Here is a 14651-nt window from a genome sequence, read left to right as displayed (position 1 = left end):
AAAATATTATTTAAAAATTTTTATGGTATTGGAGGATATCTTATGGGAGAAGGTTGGAATATTGCAGTTGTTGGTGCAACAGGCGCTGTTGGTGAAGCGATTTTAGAACTGCTACAAGAGCGTGAATTTCCCATTGGTGAATTAACCGCAATCGCAAGTGAAGATAGCATTGGAAAATCAGTGCGAGTAAACAGCAAAAGTGTTGCGGTTCAAGGTATTCACAATATCGAGTGGGCTGATATTCAATTAGCTTTTTTTGCAGCACCGACAGAAATCAGTGTGCAATATGCACAACAAGCCGCTGATGCTGGCTGTATCGTCATTGATTGTAGTGGCATCTTTGCAATGGATTGGGATGTCCCGTTGGTTGTTCCTGGTGTGAATAGTGCAATGTTAGCGGAATATCGTACTCGTAATATTGTTTCAATTGCTGATAGCATGGTGAGCCAATTATTACGTGCCATTAATCCCTTAACAGAATCCGCAGGCTTAACACGCCTTAGTGTGACAAATTTAATGTCTGTTTCTCGTTTTGGAAAACAAGCCGTAGATGAACTGGCAGGGCAAAGTGCTCGTTTACTTAACGGTATTCCGCCTGAATTAGGTCGCTTTAATAAGCAGTTAGCATTTAACATTTTACCTTTAATGGTTGATGACGAAGGCGCTATACAAGAAGAGCGTCGCATGGTTGACCAAATTCGTAAAATTTTACAAGATGAAGGCTTGCCAATCTCCGTTACTACACTGCAAGCACCGGTTTTCTATGGTAATGCACAGTCAGTACAATTAGAAACCTCACGCCCAATGGGAAGTGATGAAGCGCGTGAAACATTACAAGAAAATGAAGAGATTAATATTAGTGATGAAAATGACTTTCCAACTCAAGTCACTGATGCATCTGGTAATGTGAGTTTAAATTTAGGCTGTTTCCGTAATGATTATGGTATGCCTGAAGCTTTACAATTTTGGTCAGTAGCAGATAACGTGCGCTTTGGTGGGGCATTAATGGCTGTTGAAGTCGCAGAGCAATTAATGCAGGAGCAGTTTTACTAATGAATGCGCAAGTGAGTGCTGAAATGACAGAACACCCCTTGACGGAGTCAGCGGTGACGTCTGAAAGCACAACAATCAAAATTGCTTTAGGCGTTGAATATGATGGTAGCCGTTATTATGGTTGGCAACGCCAAAATGAAGTGCGCAGTGTACAAGAACGGCTAGAAAAAGCACTTTCACAAGTTGCTAATGAACCTATATCTGTGTTTTGTGCGGGGAGAACCGACGCTGGCGTACATGCAACAGGGCAAGTTGTCCATTTTGAAACGACGGCGCACCGCAAAGATCCGGCATGGACAATGGGTGTTAACACACATTTACCTGCGGATATTGCTGTACGTTGGGTAAAAACCGTTTCTGATGATTTTCATGCCCGCTTTAGCGCAACAGCAAGACGTTATCGCTATGTGATTTTTAATCATCGTTATCGTCCCGCTATCTTGTCATCTGGCGTGACACATTTTCATTACCCTCTAGACGTTGAACGTATGCATCAAGCAGCGCAATGTTTACTGGGTGAAAATGATTTTACTTCTTTTAGAGCTGTTCAATGTCAATCACGAACGCCTTGGCGTAACGTTATGCATGTCAATGTTTCTCGATATGGTGACTATGTTGTTGTGGATATTAAAGCAAATGCATTTGTTCATCATATGGTGAGAAATATTGTTGGCAGCCTTTTAGAAATAGGGTGTGGCAATCAGGATATTACTTGGATGGCTGAATTATTAGCCTTAAAAGACAGAACTAAAGCTGCAGCCACAGCGAAAGCAAATGGATTGTATTTAGTCTCTGTGGATTATCCTGATCATTTTGAATTACCAAAACCTGCAATGGGTCCACTATTTTTAGCGGATAATCCTATTGAGATATCTCAATCATAAGAACACCCCGTTTTCTGAGGATTTATGGAAATATTAACACAATTTGTTGATTTAATTAAATTTCTTGTTGATTTTATTTTGCATATTGATGCGCATTTAGCAGAGCTTGTCGCACAATATGGAACATGGGTTTATGCCATTTTGTTTCTGATTGTTTTTTGTGAAACAGGGTTGGTCGTAACACCGTTCTTACCCGGAGACTCTTTATTATTTGTTGCTGGTGCTTTAGCTTCGTTAGAAACCAATGATGTGAATGTTCATATTATTGTTTTACTGTTACTTTGCGCCGCTATTTTAGGTGATGCCGTTAACTATTCCATTGGGCGACTTTTTGGTGAAAAGCTATTTAGTAAACCTGATTCAAAGATTTTCCGACGTGAATACCTAGATAAAACCCATGCTTTTTATGAAAAGCATGGTGGTAAAGCAATAATTTTGGCAAGATTTGTGCCGATTATCCGAACTTTTGCGCCATTCGTTGCAGGAATGGGTAAAATGTCATATCGTCACTTTGCCTTTTATAATGTTACTGGGGCAATTGCATGGGTGCTGTTATTTACTTATGCCGGATACTTTTTTGGTGACTTAGATATAGTTCAAAAGAACTTAAAATTGCTAATTGTTGCCATTATTGTTATTTCTATTTTACCGGGCGTTATTGAGATCTTACGCCACCGCAGAGCGAGTGCAAAAGCAAAGAAAGAAAATGATAACAAAGAGGTTTGAGCAGTTATCATCAGTTTTTGCCGTAGAATAGCCATAATAAAGAGATGCGCTGAAATTCAGTAAGCGGTATCATCATAAACTTTGCTAACCACACAGCCAGTGCATTGTGGTTGATACGCTAACAATAATTTTACTGGCGAAGGTCAGATTCAGACGAAAAGGTCCATTAATGAGCTGGATTGAAAAAATTCTAAACAAAAGCACTATCACAAGTTCACGTAAAGCTAATATCCCTGAAGGGGTTTGGACTAAATGTGACAGCTGTGGGCAGGTACTCTATCGCGCAGAATTAGAGCGCAATTTAGAGGTTTGCCCTAAATGTGATCACCATATGCGCATTTCAGCGCGCCGTCGCCTTGAGACTTTCCTTGATACAGGAAGTACAACAGAATTAGGTAGCGAATTAGAACCTAAAGATATTCTGAAATTTCGCGACTCTAAAAAATATAAAGACAGAATCAGCGCAGCCCAAAAACAAACGCAAGAAAAAGACGCATTGATCGTGATGAAAGGTACGCTGAAAAAAATGCCTATTGTTGCTGCATCCTTTGAATTTGCGTTTATGGGTGGTTCAATGGCATCTGTTGTAGGTGCCCGTTTTGTGCGTGCGGTTGAACAAGCACTAGAAGATAACTGCCCATTAGTTTGCTTCTCGGCAAGTGGTGGCGCGCGTATGCAAGAAGCGCTGATGTCATTAATGCAAATGGCAAAAACCAGTGCCGCATTAGCAAAAATGCAAGAACGTGGTTTACCTTATATTTCAGTTATGACTGACCCTACGATGGGCGGCGTTTCTGCTAGTTTAGCGATGTTAGGTGATATCAATGTTGCTGAACCTAAAGCGCTGATCGGTTTTGCAGGCCCTCGGGTTATTGAACAAACAGTACGTGAAAAACTACCTGCTGGTTTCCAACGTAGTGAGTTTCTGCTAGAAAAAGGGGCGATTGATATGATTATTCGCCGTCCTGAAATGCGCGATGAGCTGGCTGAATTGCTGGCTAAGCTGACTCAGTATGATTTAGTCGAAGATGAAAATGAAGATGAAATCATCGGTGAAGAAATGATTGCTGATGAGATTGAGTCTACAGATAACGAGCCAGAAATTAACATCGAAACGAATAAAAAAGAAGATGTCTAATATCATCACTGCGCCTAAAGCCACATCACCTTTGTCGATGTGGCTTTCTTATCTTGAACATTTACACTCCAGCGCCATTGATATGGGGTTAGAACGAGTAGGCAAGGTAGGAAAAATAATAAACGTGTTACGCCCTGCGTCTAAGGTAATCACTGTCTCAGGCACAAATGGAAAAGGCACAACTTGTCATATGCTAGAGTCAATCTTGATGGCATCAGGATTGAATGTCGGCGTTTATAGCTCCCCTCATCTTGTTCGTTATACAGAACGTGTTCGTATTCAAGGAAAAGAGCTTTCCGAAGATGCTTTTTGCGAAGTTTTTGCAGAAATTGAACAAGCGAGAGGCGATATCTCACTCACCTTTTTTGAATATGGCACGTTGGCTGCGCTGAAGTTATTTCAACAAGCACAACTTGATGTTGTTATTCTTGAAGTAGGATTAGGCGGTCGACTAGATGCGACGAATATTGTTGATGCGGATATTGCTGCTATCACGAGTATTGCACTTGATCATACGGATTGGTTAGGTGCGGATAGAGAGCATATTGGTCATGAGAAAGCGGGCATTTTCCGAGCTAATCACTATGCTGTTGTGGGTGAGCCAGATATGCCTCAATCCATCGCCCAAGTTGCCCATGAAAAACAAGCTAAGCTTTTCCGTCGAGGAACGGATTGGTCTTTTGTTATTGAAGGTGATCACTGGCATTGGCGTTGTGTTGACTGTGAATTTAATGCCTTACCCATTCCGAACATTCCACTCGCTAATGCGGCGACAGCAATGGGCGTTATTCGTTGCTTGCTCCAATCTGATGACAAAGTCAGCCAAGCAATAACACAGCAAAGTATTGTCGAAGGTATGTCTCGTGCACAATTACCCGGTCGTTTTCAGGTAATTTCTCAACATCCTTTGGTTATATTTGATGTGGCTCATAATCCGCATGCGGCAGGATATTTAGCAGAAAAATTATCACAATTACCACAAAAATCTGATACTCAGGTGCGTATTGTTGTTGGTATGCTGGGTGATAAAGATATTGCAGGAACATTGGCGTGCTTAACACCATTGGCTGATCATTGGTATGTCGCTCCACTTAATGAGTTTCGTGGTGCTTCTGCTGATGTGTTAGCTCAGCATCTTGAGAAACCAATGGTATTCGATAGTGTTGAAAATGCATGGCAACAAGCAATGTCTGATGCTGCTTCTAACGATATTGTTGTGGTTTGTGGCTCATTTCATACTGTTGCACATGTGATGGAACTTTTGGAAAAGGAGAGTGTGGGTGGCGAGTAAATTTCAAAATCGCTTAGTCGGTGCCGTTGTATTGGTGGCAGTCGGGGTTATTTTTTTACCTGCACTGCTTGACGGCGATAAGAAATATAACGAAGACCAGTTCGCCTCTATTCCTTTAGTACCAAAACCAGGTGATGAGCAAGAAATAGAATCTATCGCACCGATAGAACAAACTGCTGTGCCTTCTACACCGTCAGAAGGCGCATCTGAAGGTATGATTTCTGAAGCAGTGACAGGCATGGAGCAATCTGTGGTGACAACACCGGAACCACCTGCTGTTGTACCTGTTCAACCCTCGGAACAACAACCACAACAGCAGCCAACGCAGGTGCCTCCTGCTGTGGTTACGCCACCAGTACAACCACCCGCACCACCAGTACAAGAAACTAAGCCACCGAAGGGAGAGGCTTGGGTTGTTCAATTAGGTGCATTGAAAAATGCGGCGAAGGTAGAAGAGATTATTGCTAAAATGCATTTCTCAGGTTATCCCGTATATACCATACCCGCACGCCCCGTTTCAGGGCAAGTGACTCGAATTTACATTGGTCCTAGTGCATCTAAGTCAGAATTACAGGCTATTCTGCCTCATTTAAAAGAGCTTACGGGCTTACAAGGTGAGGTAAGGGCATATAAGCCTTAATTTTTTCTAAACGAGTCATCAGATGAGTTGTGTAACAAAGCGTTAACTTATTGCGGCGATTATGATTTTTCATATCGCCGTAAATTATTTTGAAATTAGCGAAAATTAGCATTACGCAAACGTTTTCGTTTTCTGTTAGAATGCTTCCGTATTAATGCGGAGCATCATTATTGGATAAAGAATTTATGGTCTGGATAGATTACGCCATCATTGCCATTATTGGTTTTTCCGCATTAGTGAGCCTGATCCGTGGCTTTGTTCGTGAAGCATTGTCACTCATCACCTGGGGTTGTGGTTTCTTTGTTGCTAGTCAGTTTTATCCTTATCTTGCCGTCTATTTTACCCGGTTTGAAGATGAGCTGGTTCGTAACGGGATTGCAATAGTCACGTTATTTATTGCGACACTGATTGTTGGTGCTGTTGTGAATTATGTGATTAGCTCTCTTGTTCAACGCACAGGGTTATCAGGTACAGATCGTGTATTGGGGGTCTGTTTCGGGGCTTTAAGAGGCGTGCTGATAGTCTCAGCATTACTGTTTGTTTTAGGCGCATTTACACCTATGGCAGATAGCGCTGATTGGCAACGTTCTGAGCTTATTCCTCAATTCAACCATATTATTAGGTGGTTCTTTGACTACCTACAAAATGCGTCAAGTTTCGTGTCGGAGAGAATATAACCTCTCCGTCTGGCTGATGAGGATCTATTCATGTGCGGTATTGTCGGTATCGCTGGAGCTAATCCAGTAAACCAATCAATTTATGATGCGTTAACGGTGTTACAACACCGAGGTCAAGATGCAGCAGGCATTGCAACGATAGACGGTAACAACGGTTTCCGTCTTCGCAAAGCGAACGGACTGGTTAAAGATGTGTTCGAAACCCGTCATATGTTGCGTTTAAAAGGTACTATCGGGATAGGGCATGTCCGTTATCCAACAGCGGGTAGTTCTAGTGCATCAGAAGCGCAGCCTTTTTATGTGAATTCACCTTTTGGTATTACGTTAGCGCACAATGGTAATTTAACCAATGCGCATTTATTACGTCGCCAATTATTTGAAACAGCGCGTCGCCATATCAATACCACCTCTGATTCTGAAATCTTGCTTAATGTATTGGCATATGAATTAGACCGTTTTGACCATTTTCCACTTGAGCCTGATAATATTTTTGCAGCCGTTGCGGCAATGCATAAAAAACTCCGTGGTGCTTATGCTTGTGTTGCATTAATCATTGGTCATGGTTTGTTAGCTTTTCGTGATCCTTTTGGTATTCGTCCTTTAGTCTTGGGTAAACGTACCTTAGAAGGGGGGCGTTATGAATATATGGTCGCATCTGAAAGTGTTGCGCTTGATACTTTAGGTTTTGAGTTTTTACGCGATGTTGCACCGGGTGAAGCGATTTATATCACAGAGCAAGGGCAACTTTTTACGCGTCAATGTGCCGAAAATCCACAGTTAATGCCTTGTTTATTTGAGTATGTTTACTTTGCTCGCCCTGATTCTTTTATCGATAAAATTTCAGTCTATAATGCACGTTTACGTATGGGACAGAAATTAGGCGCTAAAATTGCCAAAGAGTGGGATGATTTACAGATTGATGTTGTGATCCCCATTCCTGAAACATCTTGTGATATTGCGTTAGAAATTGCCCATATTCTTAATAAACCTTATCGCCAAGGCTTTGTAAAAAATCGCTATGTGGGTCGTACCTTTATTATGCCGGGGCAGCAAGAGCGTCGTAAGTCTGTTAGACGTAAACTGAATGCTAATCGCGCAGAGTTTCGTGATAAAAATGTTCTGTTGATTGATGATTCTATAGTACGTGGTACAACGTCAGAGCAAATTGTCGAACTCGCAAGAGAAGCAGGCGCGAAGAAAGTTTATTTTGCTTCAGCAGCGCCAGAAGTTCGCTTCCCCAATGTATATGGAATTGATATGCCAAATGCCAATGAGCTTATTGCTCATGGACGTGAAGTGGATGAAATTCGTAAATTAATTGGTGCTGATGGGCTTATTTTCCAAGATCTCACTGATTTAATCGCCGCAGTACAAGAAGAAAACCCTGATATCAATCAGTTTGAATGTTCTGTATTTGATGGTGTTTATATCACGAAAGATATTGATCAAGATTATTTAGATTATTTAGAAAATCTACGTCGTGATGATGAACATAAAATTCGTGATCAGAATGAAATAGAAAATTTGGAAATCTATAACGAAGGCTAATTTTTCGGTAAGATATCTCCCTTATAAAGCGTCGATGCCAGTGTGTTCTGCATCGACGCTTGTTTTTTGAGGGTTAATCATCATAATGATTAACAAAGGTATATATTCTGAGGATTATAATGAAAAAGCTGATAGTTGGGCTAACAGGTGCTAGTGGTGCAATTTACGGTATACGTTTATTAGAAATACTAAAATCTGTGCCGTCAGTTGAAACACATTTAGTGATTAGCCAAGCTGCACGCCGTACTATTTCATTAGAAACAGATTATTCGCTAAAAGATATTCATGCTTTAGCGGATGTGATTTATGACGATCGCGATATTGGCGCATCGATCTCTTCAGGCTCATTCCGAGTCAATGGAATGGTCATATTACCTTGCTCAATCAAAAGTTTGTCAGGTATTGTTCATAGCTATACAGATACCTTAGTCACTCGTGCGGCGGATGTGGTCTTAAAAGAAGGACGTAAATTAGTGCTATGTGTGCGTGAAACGCCACTGCATTTAGGTCATTTGCGATTAATGACGCAAGCTGCTGAGTTAGGTGCTGTGATTATGCCACCAGTACCGGCATTTTATTTTCAGCCCAAAACGATTGATGATATTGTTAATCAAACGGTGAATCGTGTACTTGATCAGTTTGAGATTGAGTTGCCTGACGATTTGTTTCAACGGTGGGAGGGTGATAAGCCCACTCGTTAAGTATGTTCGTCATACTTCAAGGTGTAGCGTTGTTGACTGAGTTCATTCGCACTAGTGACATACTAGTGTATGCTCCTAGCGACTCATTTACTTGTCGCCTAGCTACATCTTGAATTATTTAGAGTATTTATTAGGTAGAATATCTATTCCAAATAAAAAGAGATTATTTTCCTGTGGTTATAATATCTTTTAGTGCCTCTTCTAAATGAGGGTAGCGAAATTCAAAGCCAGCATTAAGTAGCTTTTCTGGGATTGCCTGTTGCCCACCTAACACCAATGTGGCACTTTCTCCCATAATTAAACGTAATATACTTTCAGGTACGGTCATTAAGGCTGGGCGATGAAACGTTTTTCCTAATAAGCGAGTAAACTCTTTATTTTGTACAGGATTAGGCGCTGTTAAGTTAAAAGCACCTTTAGCATCTTGAGTATTAAGCAAGAAAATAATTGCACTAACCATATCATCAATATGGATCCACGGCATATACTGTTTTCCGCTTCCCAATTTACCACCTAATCCTAATTTAAAAGGCTTGCTCATTTTAGGCAGTGCACCACCAAGGGTTGAAAGTACGATCCCTGTACGCAACAAGCAAACACGAGTTAATGGTGTTTGAGCTTCAAGGGCGATCCGTTCCCATTTTGCACAAAGCTCATGAGTAAATTCAGGATTTGCTGGCGTCTCTTCTGTGACTCGTGTATCACGTTGATCACCATAAAAACCGACTGCGGAGCCAGAAATAAAAACCGCTGGAGGAGACTCACTAGCCTTAATCAAATCAACCAATTTTTGGGTTAAATGACAACGGCTATTAACCAGTTTTTGCTTTTGAGAAGGCGTCCAACGATTATCAGCAATAGGCTCTCCAGCAAGATTAATAACGGCATCAAATTCATTAAGATTTTGTTTATCGTTGAGCTGAGTCCAACAGGTGATTTCATTACAAAAATGCGAATAAACTTTTTGAGGTGAACGAGAAAGCACCGTAATATCGTTATCAGCGAGTGCGAGCTCACAAACTAATGCTTTGCCAATTAACCCTGTACCACCAGTGATAAGTATTTTCATCACAATCCTCCTGATCTGCTTGCTTGATAAAGAATAACTATCATCCTGATATATGAATTTCTTATATTAACCAAAGAGTTTTTTCGTTGCTGGGCGCTGGTTAATGTTGTTTAGCCATTTATTAATTGCTGGATAATTCGCCAAATCAATATTGTGGTGATCGTGCAGACGAGCCCATGTATATGTGGCGATATCCGCAATGCTGTACTCTTTTCCACCAAGATAAGGTGATTGCGCTAACCTTTTCTCTAATACGCTGTATAGACGCTGTGTTTCTTCAGTATAACGTTTAATAGCATAAGGCACTTTTTCTGTGGCATAGCGGGTGAAGTGATGATTTTGTCCCAACATGGGACCAAATCCACCCACTTGCCAAAATAGCCATTGCAGTTGTGTTGTTTTTTCTCGTAAATTTTGACTGAGCAATTTACCACTTTTTTCGGCTAGATAGATAAGAATAGCACCTGATTCAAAAATAGAGATAGGTTCACCACCATCAATAGGGGTGTTATCTACAATAGCGGGAATTTTATTATTGGGAGAAATAGCTAAAAATTCAGGTTTAAATTGATCACCTTTACTAATATCGATGCGATGTAACTGATAAGGTATGCCCGTTTCTTCAAGAAAAAGCGTTATTTTTTGGCCATTTGGGGTATCCGCATAATATAAGTCAATCATTAAAAGCTCCAAAATAAAGTAGGCACTCAATACACTAGATAATCACAGTCTGCCTTCTAACAACATAAAAAGCAAAAAAGCGCAAGATGGATAAAACAAGTTACGTATGATTATTGTAGTGGTGAAAAATAGTGATTTTGGTATATTCAGGATAAAAATTACGATCGTTTAGTATCGGTTAAAAAAGGTTTGTTGAGGATGGAACAAGAAAAGACGGCATTGGTTGAATGGGTTGATATTGTTGATGATAAAAATGAAGTCGTTGCACAAGCAACACGTCAACAAATGCGAGCTGAAAATCTTAGACATAGAGCAACTTATATCGTTGTTCATGATGGGATGGGCAAAATCTTGGCGCAACGTCGAACGGAAATAAAAGATTTTTATCCTGGTTGGTTAGATGCTACTGCGGGTGGTGTGGTTCAACAAGGTGAGAATTTACTTGAAAGTGCGCGTCGTGAAGCAGAAGAAGAGTTGGGTATTGCAGGGGTTCCTTTTGCTGAACATGGTCAATTTTATTATGATGATGAAAGTTGCCGTGTGTGGGGAAGCTTGTTTAGCTGTGTTTCTCATGGACCTTTCGCGCTGCAAGCAGAAGAAATTGAGGAAGTGTGTTGGCTAACTCCCTCTGAAATTACTGAGCGCTGTGATGAATTTACGCCTGATTCATTAAAAGCCCTTTCTCTTTGGTTAACACGTAATAACAGTACACGCCTAGAAAAGAGAGAAACCGTAGACTAAGGGGCGCTTTGTCCTAATTCAAATCGATAAGCATAGTTGATAACGGTATCTTCGAATATAGCGTTATCATCTTCGTCTCTTAAACGTTGTAAAAGTGCTATCAGATGTTTTCCTGCCTCTTTTCCCATTTTGTGATAATCAAAACGAATTGAGGTGAGAGAAGGCGATATTTGATTGCTATTTTCAGAGCCTTCTAAACATGCGATAGCCAGATCTTGTGGGATCTTAATTAATCGACGTTGACACTCAAAAATCATACCTAGTGCAATACTCTCATGGCTACAAATAACCGCATCTAGTTCGGGTTGGCGCAATAAAATTTCGGTTAATGCTTGCCGACCATATGCCATAGATGCGGGATCAGGCGTAGTAACACTTTGCTCAGCATTTAAATAATTTTTGAGTAACGCTCGTGACCAACCTGTTATTTGCTGGTGGTGCAGACGTTGTCCTTGTAACGCTCCAATATAGCCAATACAACGCTTTCCTTGGGTGACTAAATGATTTGTTAAATCATATGCAGCTTGCTCATAAGAACAATCAATACTAATAGCCGCTTGTTCATCTGATTGGCTGGCAACACTGACAACAGGGACATTAGCGTTACTGATATGTAAAAAATGAGTTGGACTAAGCTGTGAACCAAAGGCAACTAATGCGGCAGGATTACTTTGTAATAGCATATTAATCACACCACTGGCTTTATGAGGCTGATGCTCATAGCAACCCACTAAAATTTGATACTGATGGCGATTGAGTATTTGTTGTAAAGACTGCATAAAATCAGCACTGGCTCTATCTGTAAAAGAAGGTAGCAGTACCGCAATAATATGACTTTGTGCTGAAGCTAAAGCACCCGCAGAGGCATTCGGAATATAGCCAAGCTCTTCTACGGCTTGATTAACTTTTTCTCGTAACTTATCAGAAACTAATTCAGGGGTTCGCAATGCACGAGAGACGGTCATGGATCCGACTCCTGCGAGTTTAGCGACATCTTGTAATGTGACGCGACCTGTATTTCGGCGCTTACGTGTTTTGATCATTTGTAATTATGCTTGCGTAGCCTATTTTATTAACCGCAGATCCTACCTGAAATCTTCCTATTATGCTGAAACAATACAGTGTCAATTGTTGACATTTTCTGCAATTAACATTTCATTAAAATGATAGCGCTATCACAATTACGAATGAACTATCTAGATAGCGCTACCATTAATGATTACTATCCTTAATAACGAAGCTCAAAGAGAGTCTTATCGAGGTGACAAGTATGCTTAAAACGTTATTAACACCTGATGTGGTGCAAGTGGTTCCAAACGTTAGCGATTGGCGAGAAGCCGTTAAAGTGGCGTGCCAGCCATTAATTGATAACGGTTGTATTGAACCTCGTTATATCGATGCAATTTACAAATCACACGAGAAAATAGGGCCATATTATGTATTAGGTCCAGGAATTGCGATGCCTCATGCGCGTCCCGAAGATGGCGTTAATCAACTTTCACTTGCTTTAACCATTATTGAGCAAGGTGTTGAGTTTGGTGCAAATGAAAACGATCCTGTGAAATTATTGATTGTGTTGGCTGCAACAGATAACGATAGCCATATTAATGCCATTGTGAAATTAGCCGAACTTTTTGATAACGATACCGATATTCAAAAGCTATTTAATGCAAAAAGCAAAGCGGATGTATTAGCCGTTATCAACAACTATTAATGACAATTTAAATTACCAAGGGGAATATCATGAAAATTACAGTTGTGTGTGGAAATGGTTTAGGCAGTAGTTTAATGATGGAAATGAGCATTAAAAGCATCCTAAAAGATCTTTCTGTGAATGCAGAAGTGGATCATGTTGATCTCGGTTCTGCAAAAGGTACACCAAGTGATATCTATGTAGGTACACGTGATATTGCAGAGCAACTCAATTCACAAGCGGTAAATGGCAAGGTTGTTTCATTGGATAACATGATTGATAAAGTGGCGATGAAAGAGAAGCTTTCAGTCGCGTTACGTGAATTAGGCGCGTTATAAGGAGCCTATCATGGACTTTTTCCGCTTTCTAATGAGTGATGTGCTTTCAGAGCCTGCTATTTTAGTTGGTTTGATCGCATTGATTGGTTTAATTGCCCAAAAAAAACCGGTTACAGAATGTATTAAAGGTACCGTAAAAACCATTATGGGTTTTGTTATTTTAGGTGCTGGTGCTGGTCTTGTTATTAACTCATTAGGTGATTTTTCAACGATTTTCCAACATGCATTCGGTATTCAAGGTGTAGTGCCTAATAATGAGGCAATTGTCTCTATTGCACAAAAAAGCTTTGGTAAAGAGATGGCATTAATTATGTTTTTTGCCATGTTGATTAATATCTTAATTGCACGTTTAACACCGTGGAAATTTATTTTCTTAACGGGTCATCATACATTATTTATGTCGATGATGGTGGCGGTTATTTTGGCGACCGCGGGCTTAGAAGGCACTGTATTAGTTGCGGTAGGTTCATTAGTTGTTGGGGTTTCAATGGTGTTTTTCCCCGCCATTGCACACCCTTATATGAAAAAAATTACGGGTTCTGATGATGTGGCATTAGGGCACTTCTCAACGATCTCTTATGTTGTTGCTGGTTTTATTGGGAGTAAATTGGGAAATAAAGAGCATTCAACAGAAGAGATGAATGTGCCTAAAAGCTTACTCTTTTTACGTGACACACCCGTTGCTATTGCTTTTACTATGGGCATTATTTTTATCATTACTTGTTTATTTGCGGGCGATACCTTTGTTCGTGAAGTCAGTGGTGGTAAAAACTGGTTTATGTTCTCATTGATGCAATCTATAACCTTTGCGGCAGGTGTTTATATTATTCTGCAAGGTGTACGTATGGTTATTGCTGAGATCGTTCCTGCATTTAAAGGGATTTCAGATAAATTAGTCCCTAATGCCAAGCCCGCTTTAGATTGCCCTGTTGTATTTCCTTATGCACCCAATGCAGTATTAGTGGGTTTTTTAAGTAGCTTTGCAGCAGGTGTTATTGGCATGTTTATTCTATATGCCTTAGATTGGACCGTCATCATTCCGGGTGTTGTTCCTCACTTCTTTGTGGGTGCAACCGCAGGGGTATTTGGTAATGCAACTGGTGGACGCCGTGGTGCTATTTTAGGCGCATTCGTTCAAGGTTTATTAATTACCTTCTTACCAGTATTCCTTTTACCTGTATTGGGCGATATTGGTATTGCGAACACCACATTTAGTGACGCAGATTTCGGTGTTATCGGTATTCTGCTAGGTATTATTGTTCGCTGATTGTTTAAAGAATTAAGATATAGAGACGCCTCATTGAAATTAATTCATTGGGGCGTTTTTTTTACAAAATTTTTATATGAATTTATATGTTTATTTTGTGAATAATAATGCTATCATCCTGAGTGAATATTCACTGTGTGTATATTTTCGTACCTAATTAATTATAAAAATAGGTTTACATCACAATCACTAAGGAAAAATAAG

The 14651-nt window shown here is 40.2% G+C and carries 16 protein-coding genes; 13 read left to right on the top strand and 3 right to left on the bottom strand.

The window, feature by feature from the left end; genetic code table 11:
- Positions 1-42 precede the first annotated feature (42 nt).
- The 9 genes from SB028_RS12755 (at position 43) to SB028_RS12715 (ending at position 8658) form a co-directional block, all read left to right on the top strand.
- A complete protein-coding gene (locus SB028_RS12755) occupies positions 43-1053 on the top strand; it encodes an aspartate-semialdehyde dehydrogenase (protein WP_069367961.1) in 1011 nt (336 codons plus the stop codon).
- A 23-nt stretch (positions 1054-1076) separates the two neighbouring features.
- Positions 1077-1937: a tRNA pseudouridine(38-40) synthase TruA gene (gene truA, locus SB028_RS12750; protein ID WP_069368040.1), complete on the top strand. Its 861-nt coding sequence runs from the start codon at positions 1077-1079 to the stop codon at positions 1935-1937.
- A 24-nt stretch (positions 1938-1961) separates the two neighbouring features.
- Entirely contained in the window at positions 1962-2663 is a 702-nt protein-coding gene (locus tag SB028_RS12745; protein WP_069367962.1) for a DedA family protein, read from the top strand.
- A gap of 169 nt (positions 2664-2832) precedes the next feature.
- Positions 2833-3801 (top strand): acetyl-CoA carboxylase, carboxyltransferase subunit beta, encoded by a 969-nt coding sequence (gene accD / locus SB028_RS12740; RefSeq protein ID WP_069367963.1) that lies wholly within the window; start codon positions 2833-2835, stop codon positions 3799-3801.
- Entirely contained in the window at positions 3794-5092 is a 1299-nt protein-coding gene (folC, locus tag SB028_RS12735; protein WP_069367964.1) for a bifunctional tetrahydrofolate synthase/dihydrofolate synthase, read from the top strand. The genes accD and folC overlap by 8 nt, the downstream gene beginning before the upstream one ends.
- On the top strand, positions 5082-5732 hold the full coding sequence (dedD, locus tag SB028_RS12730; protein ID WP_069367965.1) for a cell division protein DedD: 651 nt from the start codon (positions 5082-5084) through the stop codon (positions 5730-5732). The genes folC and dedD overlap by 11 nt, the downstream gene beginning before the upstream one ends.
- A gap of 185 nt (positions 5733-5917) precedes the next feature.
- The gene (gene cvpA, locus SB028_RS12725) at positions 5918-6409 is read left to right on the top strand and encodes a colicin V production protein (RefSeq protein ID WP_023581692.1); all 492 of its coding nucleotides are present in this window, start codon (positions 5918-5920) and stop codon (positions 6407-6409) included.
- A 30-nt stretch (positions 6410-6439) separates the two neighbouring features.
- A complete protein-coding gene (gene purF, locus SB028_RS12720; protein ID WP_069367966.1) occupies positions 6440-7957 on the top strand; it encodes an amidophosphoribosyltransferase in 1518 nt (505 codons plus the stop codon).
- A 119-nt stretch (positions 7958-8076) separates the two neighbouring features.
- Positions 8077-8658 (top strand): UbiX family flavin prenyltransferase, encoded by a 582-nt coding sequence (locus SB028_RS12715; RefSeq protein ID WP_069367967.1) that lies wholly within the window; start codon positions 8077-8079, stop codon positions 8656-8658.
- Between the two features lie 163 nt (positions 8659-8821).
- Here SB028_RS12715 and SB028_RS12710 read toward each other — a convergent pair whose 3' ends face one another.
- Both SB028_RS12710 and SB028_RS12705 read right to left on the bottom strand, forming a co-directional pair.
- Positions 8822-9727 (bottom strand): TIGR01777 family oxidoreductase, encoded by a 906-nt coding sequence (locus SB028_RS12710; protein ID WP_069367968.1) that lies wholly within the window; start codon positions 9725-9727, stop codon positions 8822-8824.
- A gap of 66 nt (positions 9728-9793) precedes the next feature.
- Positions 9794-10408 (bottom strand): glutathione binding-like protein, encoded by a 615-nt coding sequence (locus SB028_RS12705; protein ID WP_069367969.1) that lies wholly within the window; start codon positions 10406-10408, stop codon positions 9794-9796.
- A 198-nt stretch (positions 10409-10606) separates the two neighbouring features.
- On the opposite strand from SB028_RS12705, the gene yfcD reads away from it, so the two are divergent.
- Complete coding sequence (gene yfcD / locus SB028_RS12700; protein ID WP_069367970.1) at positions 10607-11149, top strand: NUDIX hydrolase YfcD; 543 nt, start codon at positions 10607-10609, stop codon at positions 11147-11149.
- On the opposite strand, the gene SB028_RS12695 is transcribed toward yfcD, so the two are convergent.
- Positions 11146-12192: a LacI family DNA-binding transcriptional regulator gene (locus SB028_RS12695; RefSeq protein ID WP_069367971.1), complete on the bottom strand. Its 1047-nt coding sequence runs from the start codon at positions 12190-12192 to the stop codon at positions 11146-11148. The genes yfcD and SB028_RS12695 overlap by 4 nt on opposite strands.
- 227 nt (positions 12193-12419) lie before the next feature.
- On the opposite strand from SB028_RS12695, the gene SB028_RS12690 reads away from it, so the two are divergent.
- From SB028_RS12690 to SB028_RS12680, 3 genes are read left to right on the top strand one after another with little or no spacing between them, the layout of a single operon-like run.
- Positions 12420-12863 carry a PTS sugar transporter subunit IIA gene (locus SB028_RS12690; RefSeq protein ID WP_069367972.1) on the top strand — a complete coding sequence of 148 codons (444 nt, stop codon included), beginning with the start codon at positions 12420-12422 and terminating at the stop codon, positions 12861-12863.
- Between the two features lie 29 nt (positions 12864-12892).
- Entirely contained in the window at positions 12893-13180 is a 288-nt protein-coding gene (locus tag SB028_RS12685) for a PTS sugar transporter subunit IIB (RefSeq protein ID WP_069367973.1), read from the top strand.
- Between the two features lie 10 nt (positions 13181-13190).
- Entirely contained in the window at positions 13191-14447 is a 1257-nt protein-coding gene (locus tag SB028_RS12680) for a PTS ascorbate transporter subunit IIC (RefSeq protein ID WP_069367974.1), read from the top strand.
- The last annotated feature ends 204 nt before the right edge of the window (positions 14448-14651 follow it).

Origin of the sequence: Proteus vulgaris, assembly GCF_033708015.1 — a bacterium.
Lineage (GTDB): Bacteria > Pseudomonadota > Gammaproteobacteria > Enterobacterales > Enterobacteriaceae > Proteus.
Note: the sequence above shows the minus strand (reverse complement) of the source record. Positions and strands in the feature narration are given on the sequence as shown.

Coding starts and splice junctions, on each gene's coding strand:
- SB028_RS12755 (WP_069367961.1), top strand. CDS start 43: ATGGGAGAAGGTTGGAATATTGCAGTTGTTGGTGCAACAGGCGCTGTT.
- truA (WP_069368040.1), top strand. CDS start 1,077: ATGACAGAACACCCCTTGACGGAGTCAGCGGTGACGTCTGAAAGCACA.
- SB028_RS12745 (WP_069367962.1), top strand. CDS start 1,962: ATGGAAATATTAACACAATTTGTTGATTTAATTAAATTTCTTGTTGAT.
- accD (WP_069367963.1), top strand. CDS start 2,833: ATGAGCTGGATTGAAAAAATTCTAAACAAAAGCACTATCACAAGTTCA.
- folC (WP_069367964.1), top strand. CDS start 3,794: ATGTCTAATATCATCACTGCGCCTAAAGCCACATCACCTTTGTCGATG.
- cvpA (WP_023581692.1), top strand. CDS start 5,918: ATGGTCTGGATAGATTACGCCATCATTGCCATTATTGGTTTTTCCGCA.
- purF (WP_069367966.1), top strand. CDS start 6,440: ATGTGCGGTATTGTCGGTATCGCTGGAGCTAATCCAGTAAACCAATCA.
- SB028_RS12715 (WP_069367967.1), top strand. CDS start 8,077: ATGAAAAAGCTGATAGTTGGGCTAACAGGTGCTAGTGGTGCAATTTAC.
- SB028_RS12710 (WP_069367968.1), bottom strand. CDS start 9,727: ATGAAAATACTTATCACTGGTGGTACAGGGTTAATTGGCAAAGCATTA.
- SB028_RS12705 (WP_069367969.1), bottom strand. CDS start 10,408: ATGATTGACTTATATTATGCGGATACCCCAAATGGCCAAAAAATAACG.
- yfcD (WP_069367970.1), top strand. CDS start 10,607: ATGGAACAAGAAAAGACGGCATTGGTTGAATGGGTTGATATTGTTGAT.
- SB028_RS12695 (WP_069367971.1), bottom strand. CDS start 12,192: ATGATCAAAACACGTAAGCGCCGAAATACAGGTCGCGTCACATTACAA.
- SB028_RS12690 (WP_069367972.1), top strand. CDS start 12,420: ATGCTTAAAACGTTATTAACACCTGATGTGGTGCAAGTGGTTCCAAAC.
- SB028_RS12685 (WP_069367973.1), top strand. CDS start 12,893: ATGAAAATTACAGTTGTGTGTGGAAATGGTTTAGGCAGTAGTTTAATG.
- SB028_RS12680 (WP_069367974.1), top strand. CDS start 13,191: ATGGACTTTTTCCGCTTTCTAATGAGTGATGTGCTTTCAGAGCCTGCT.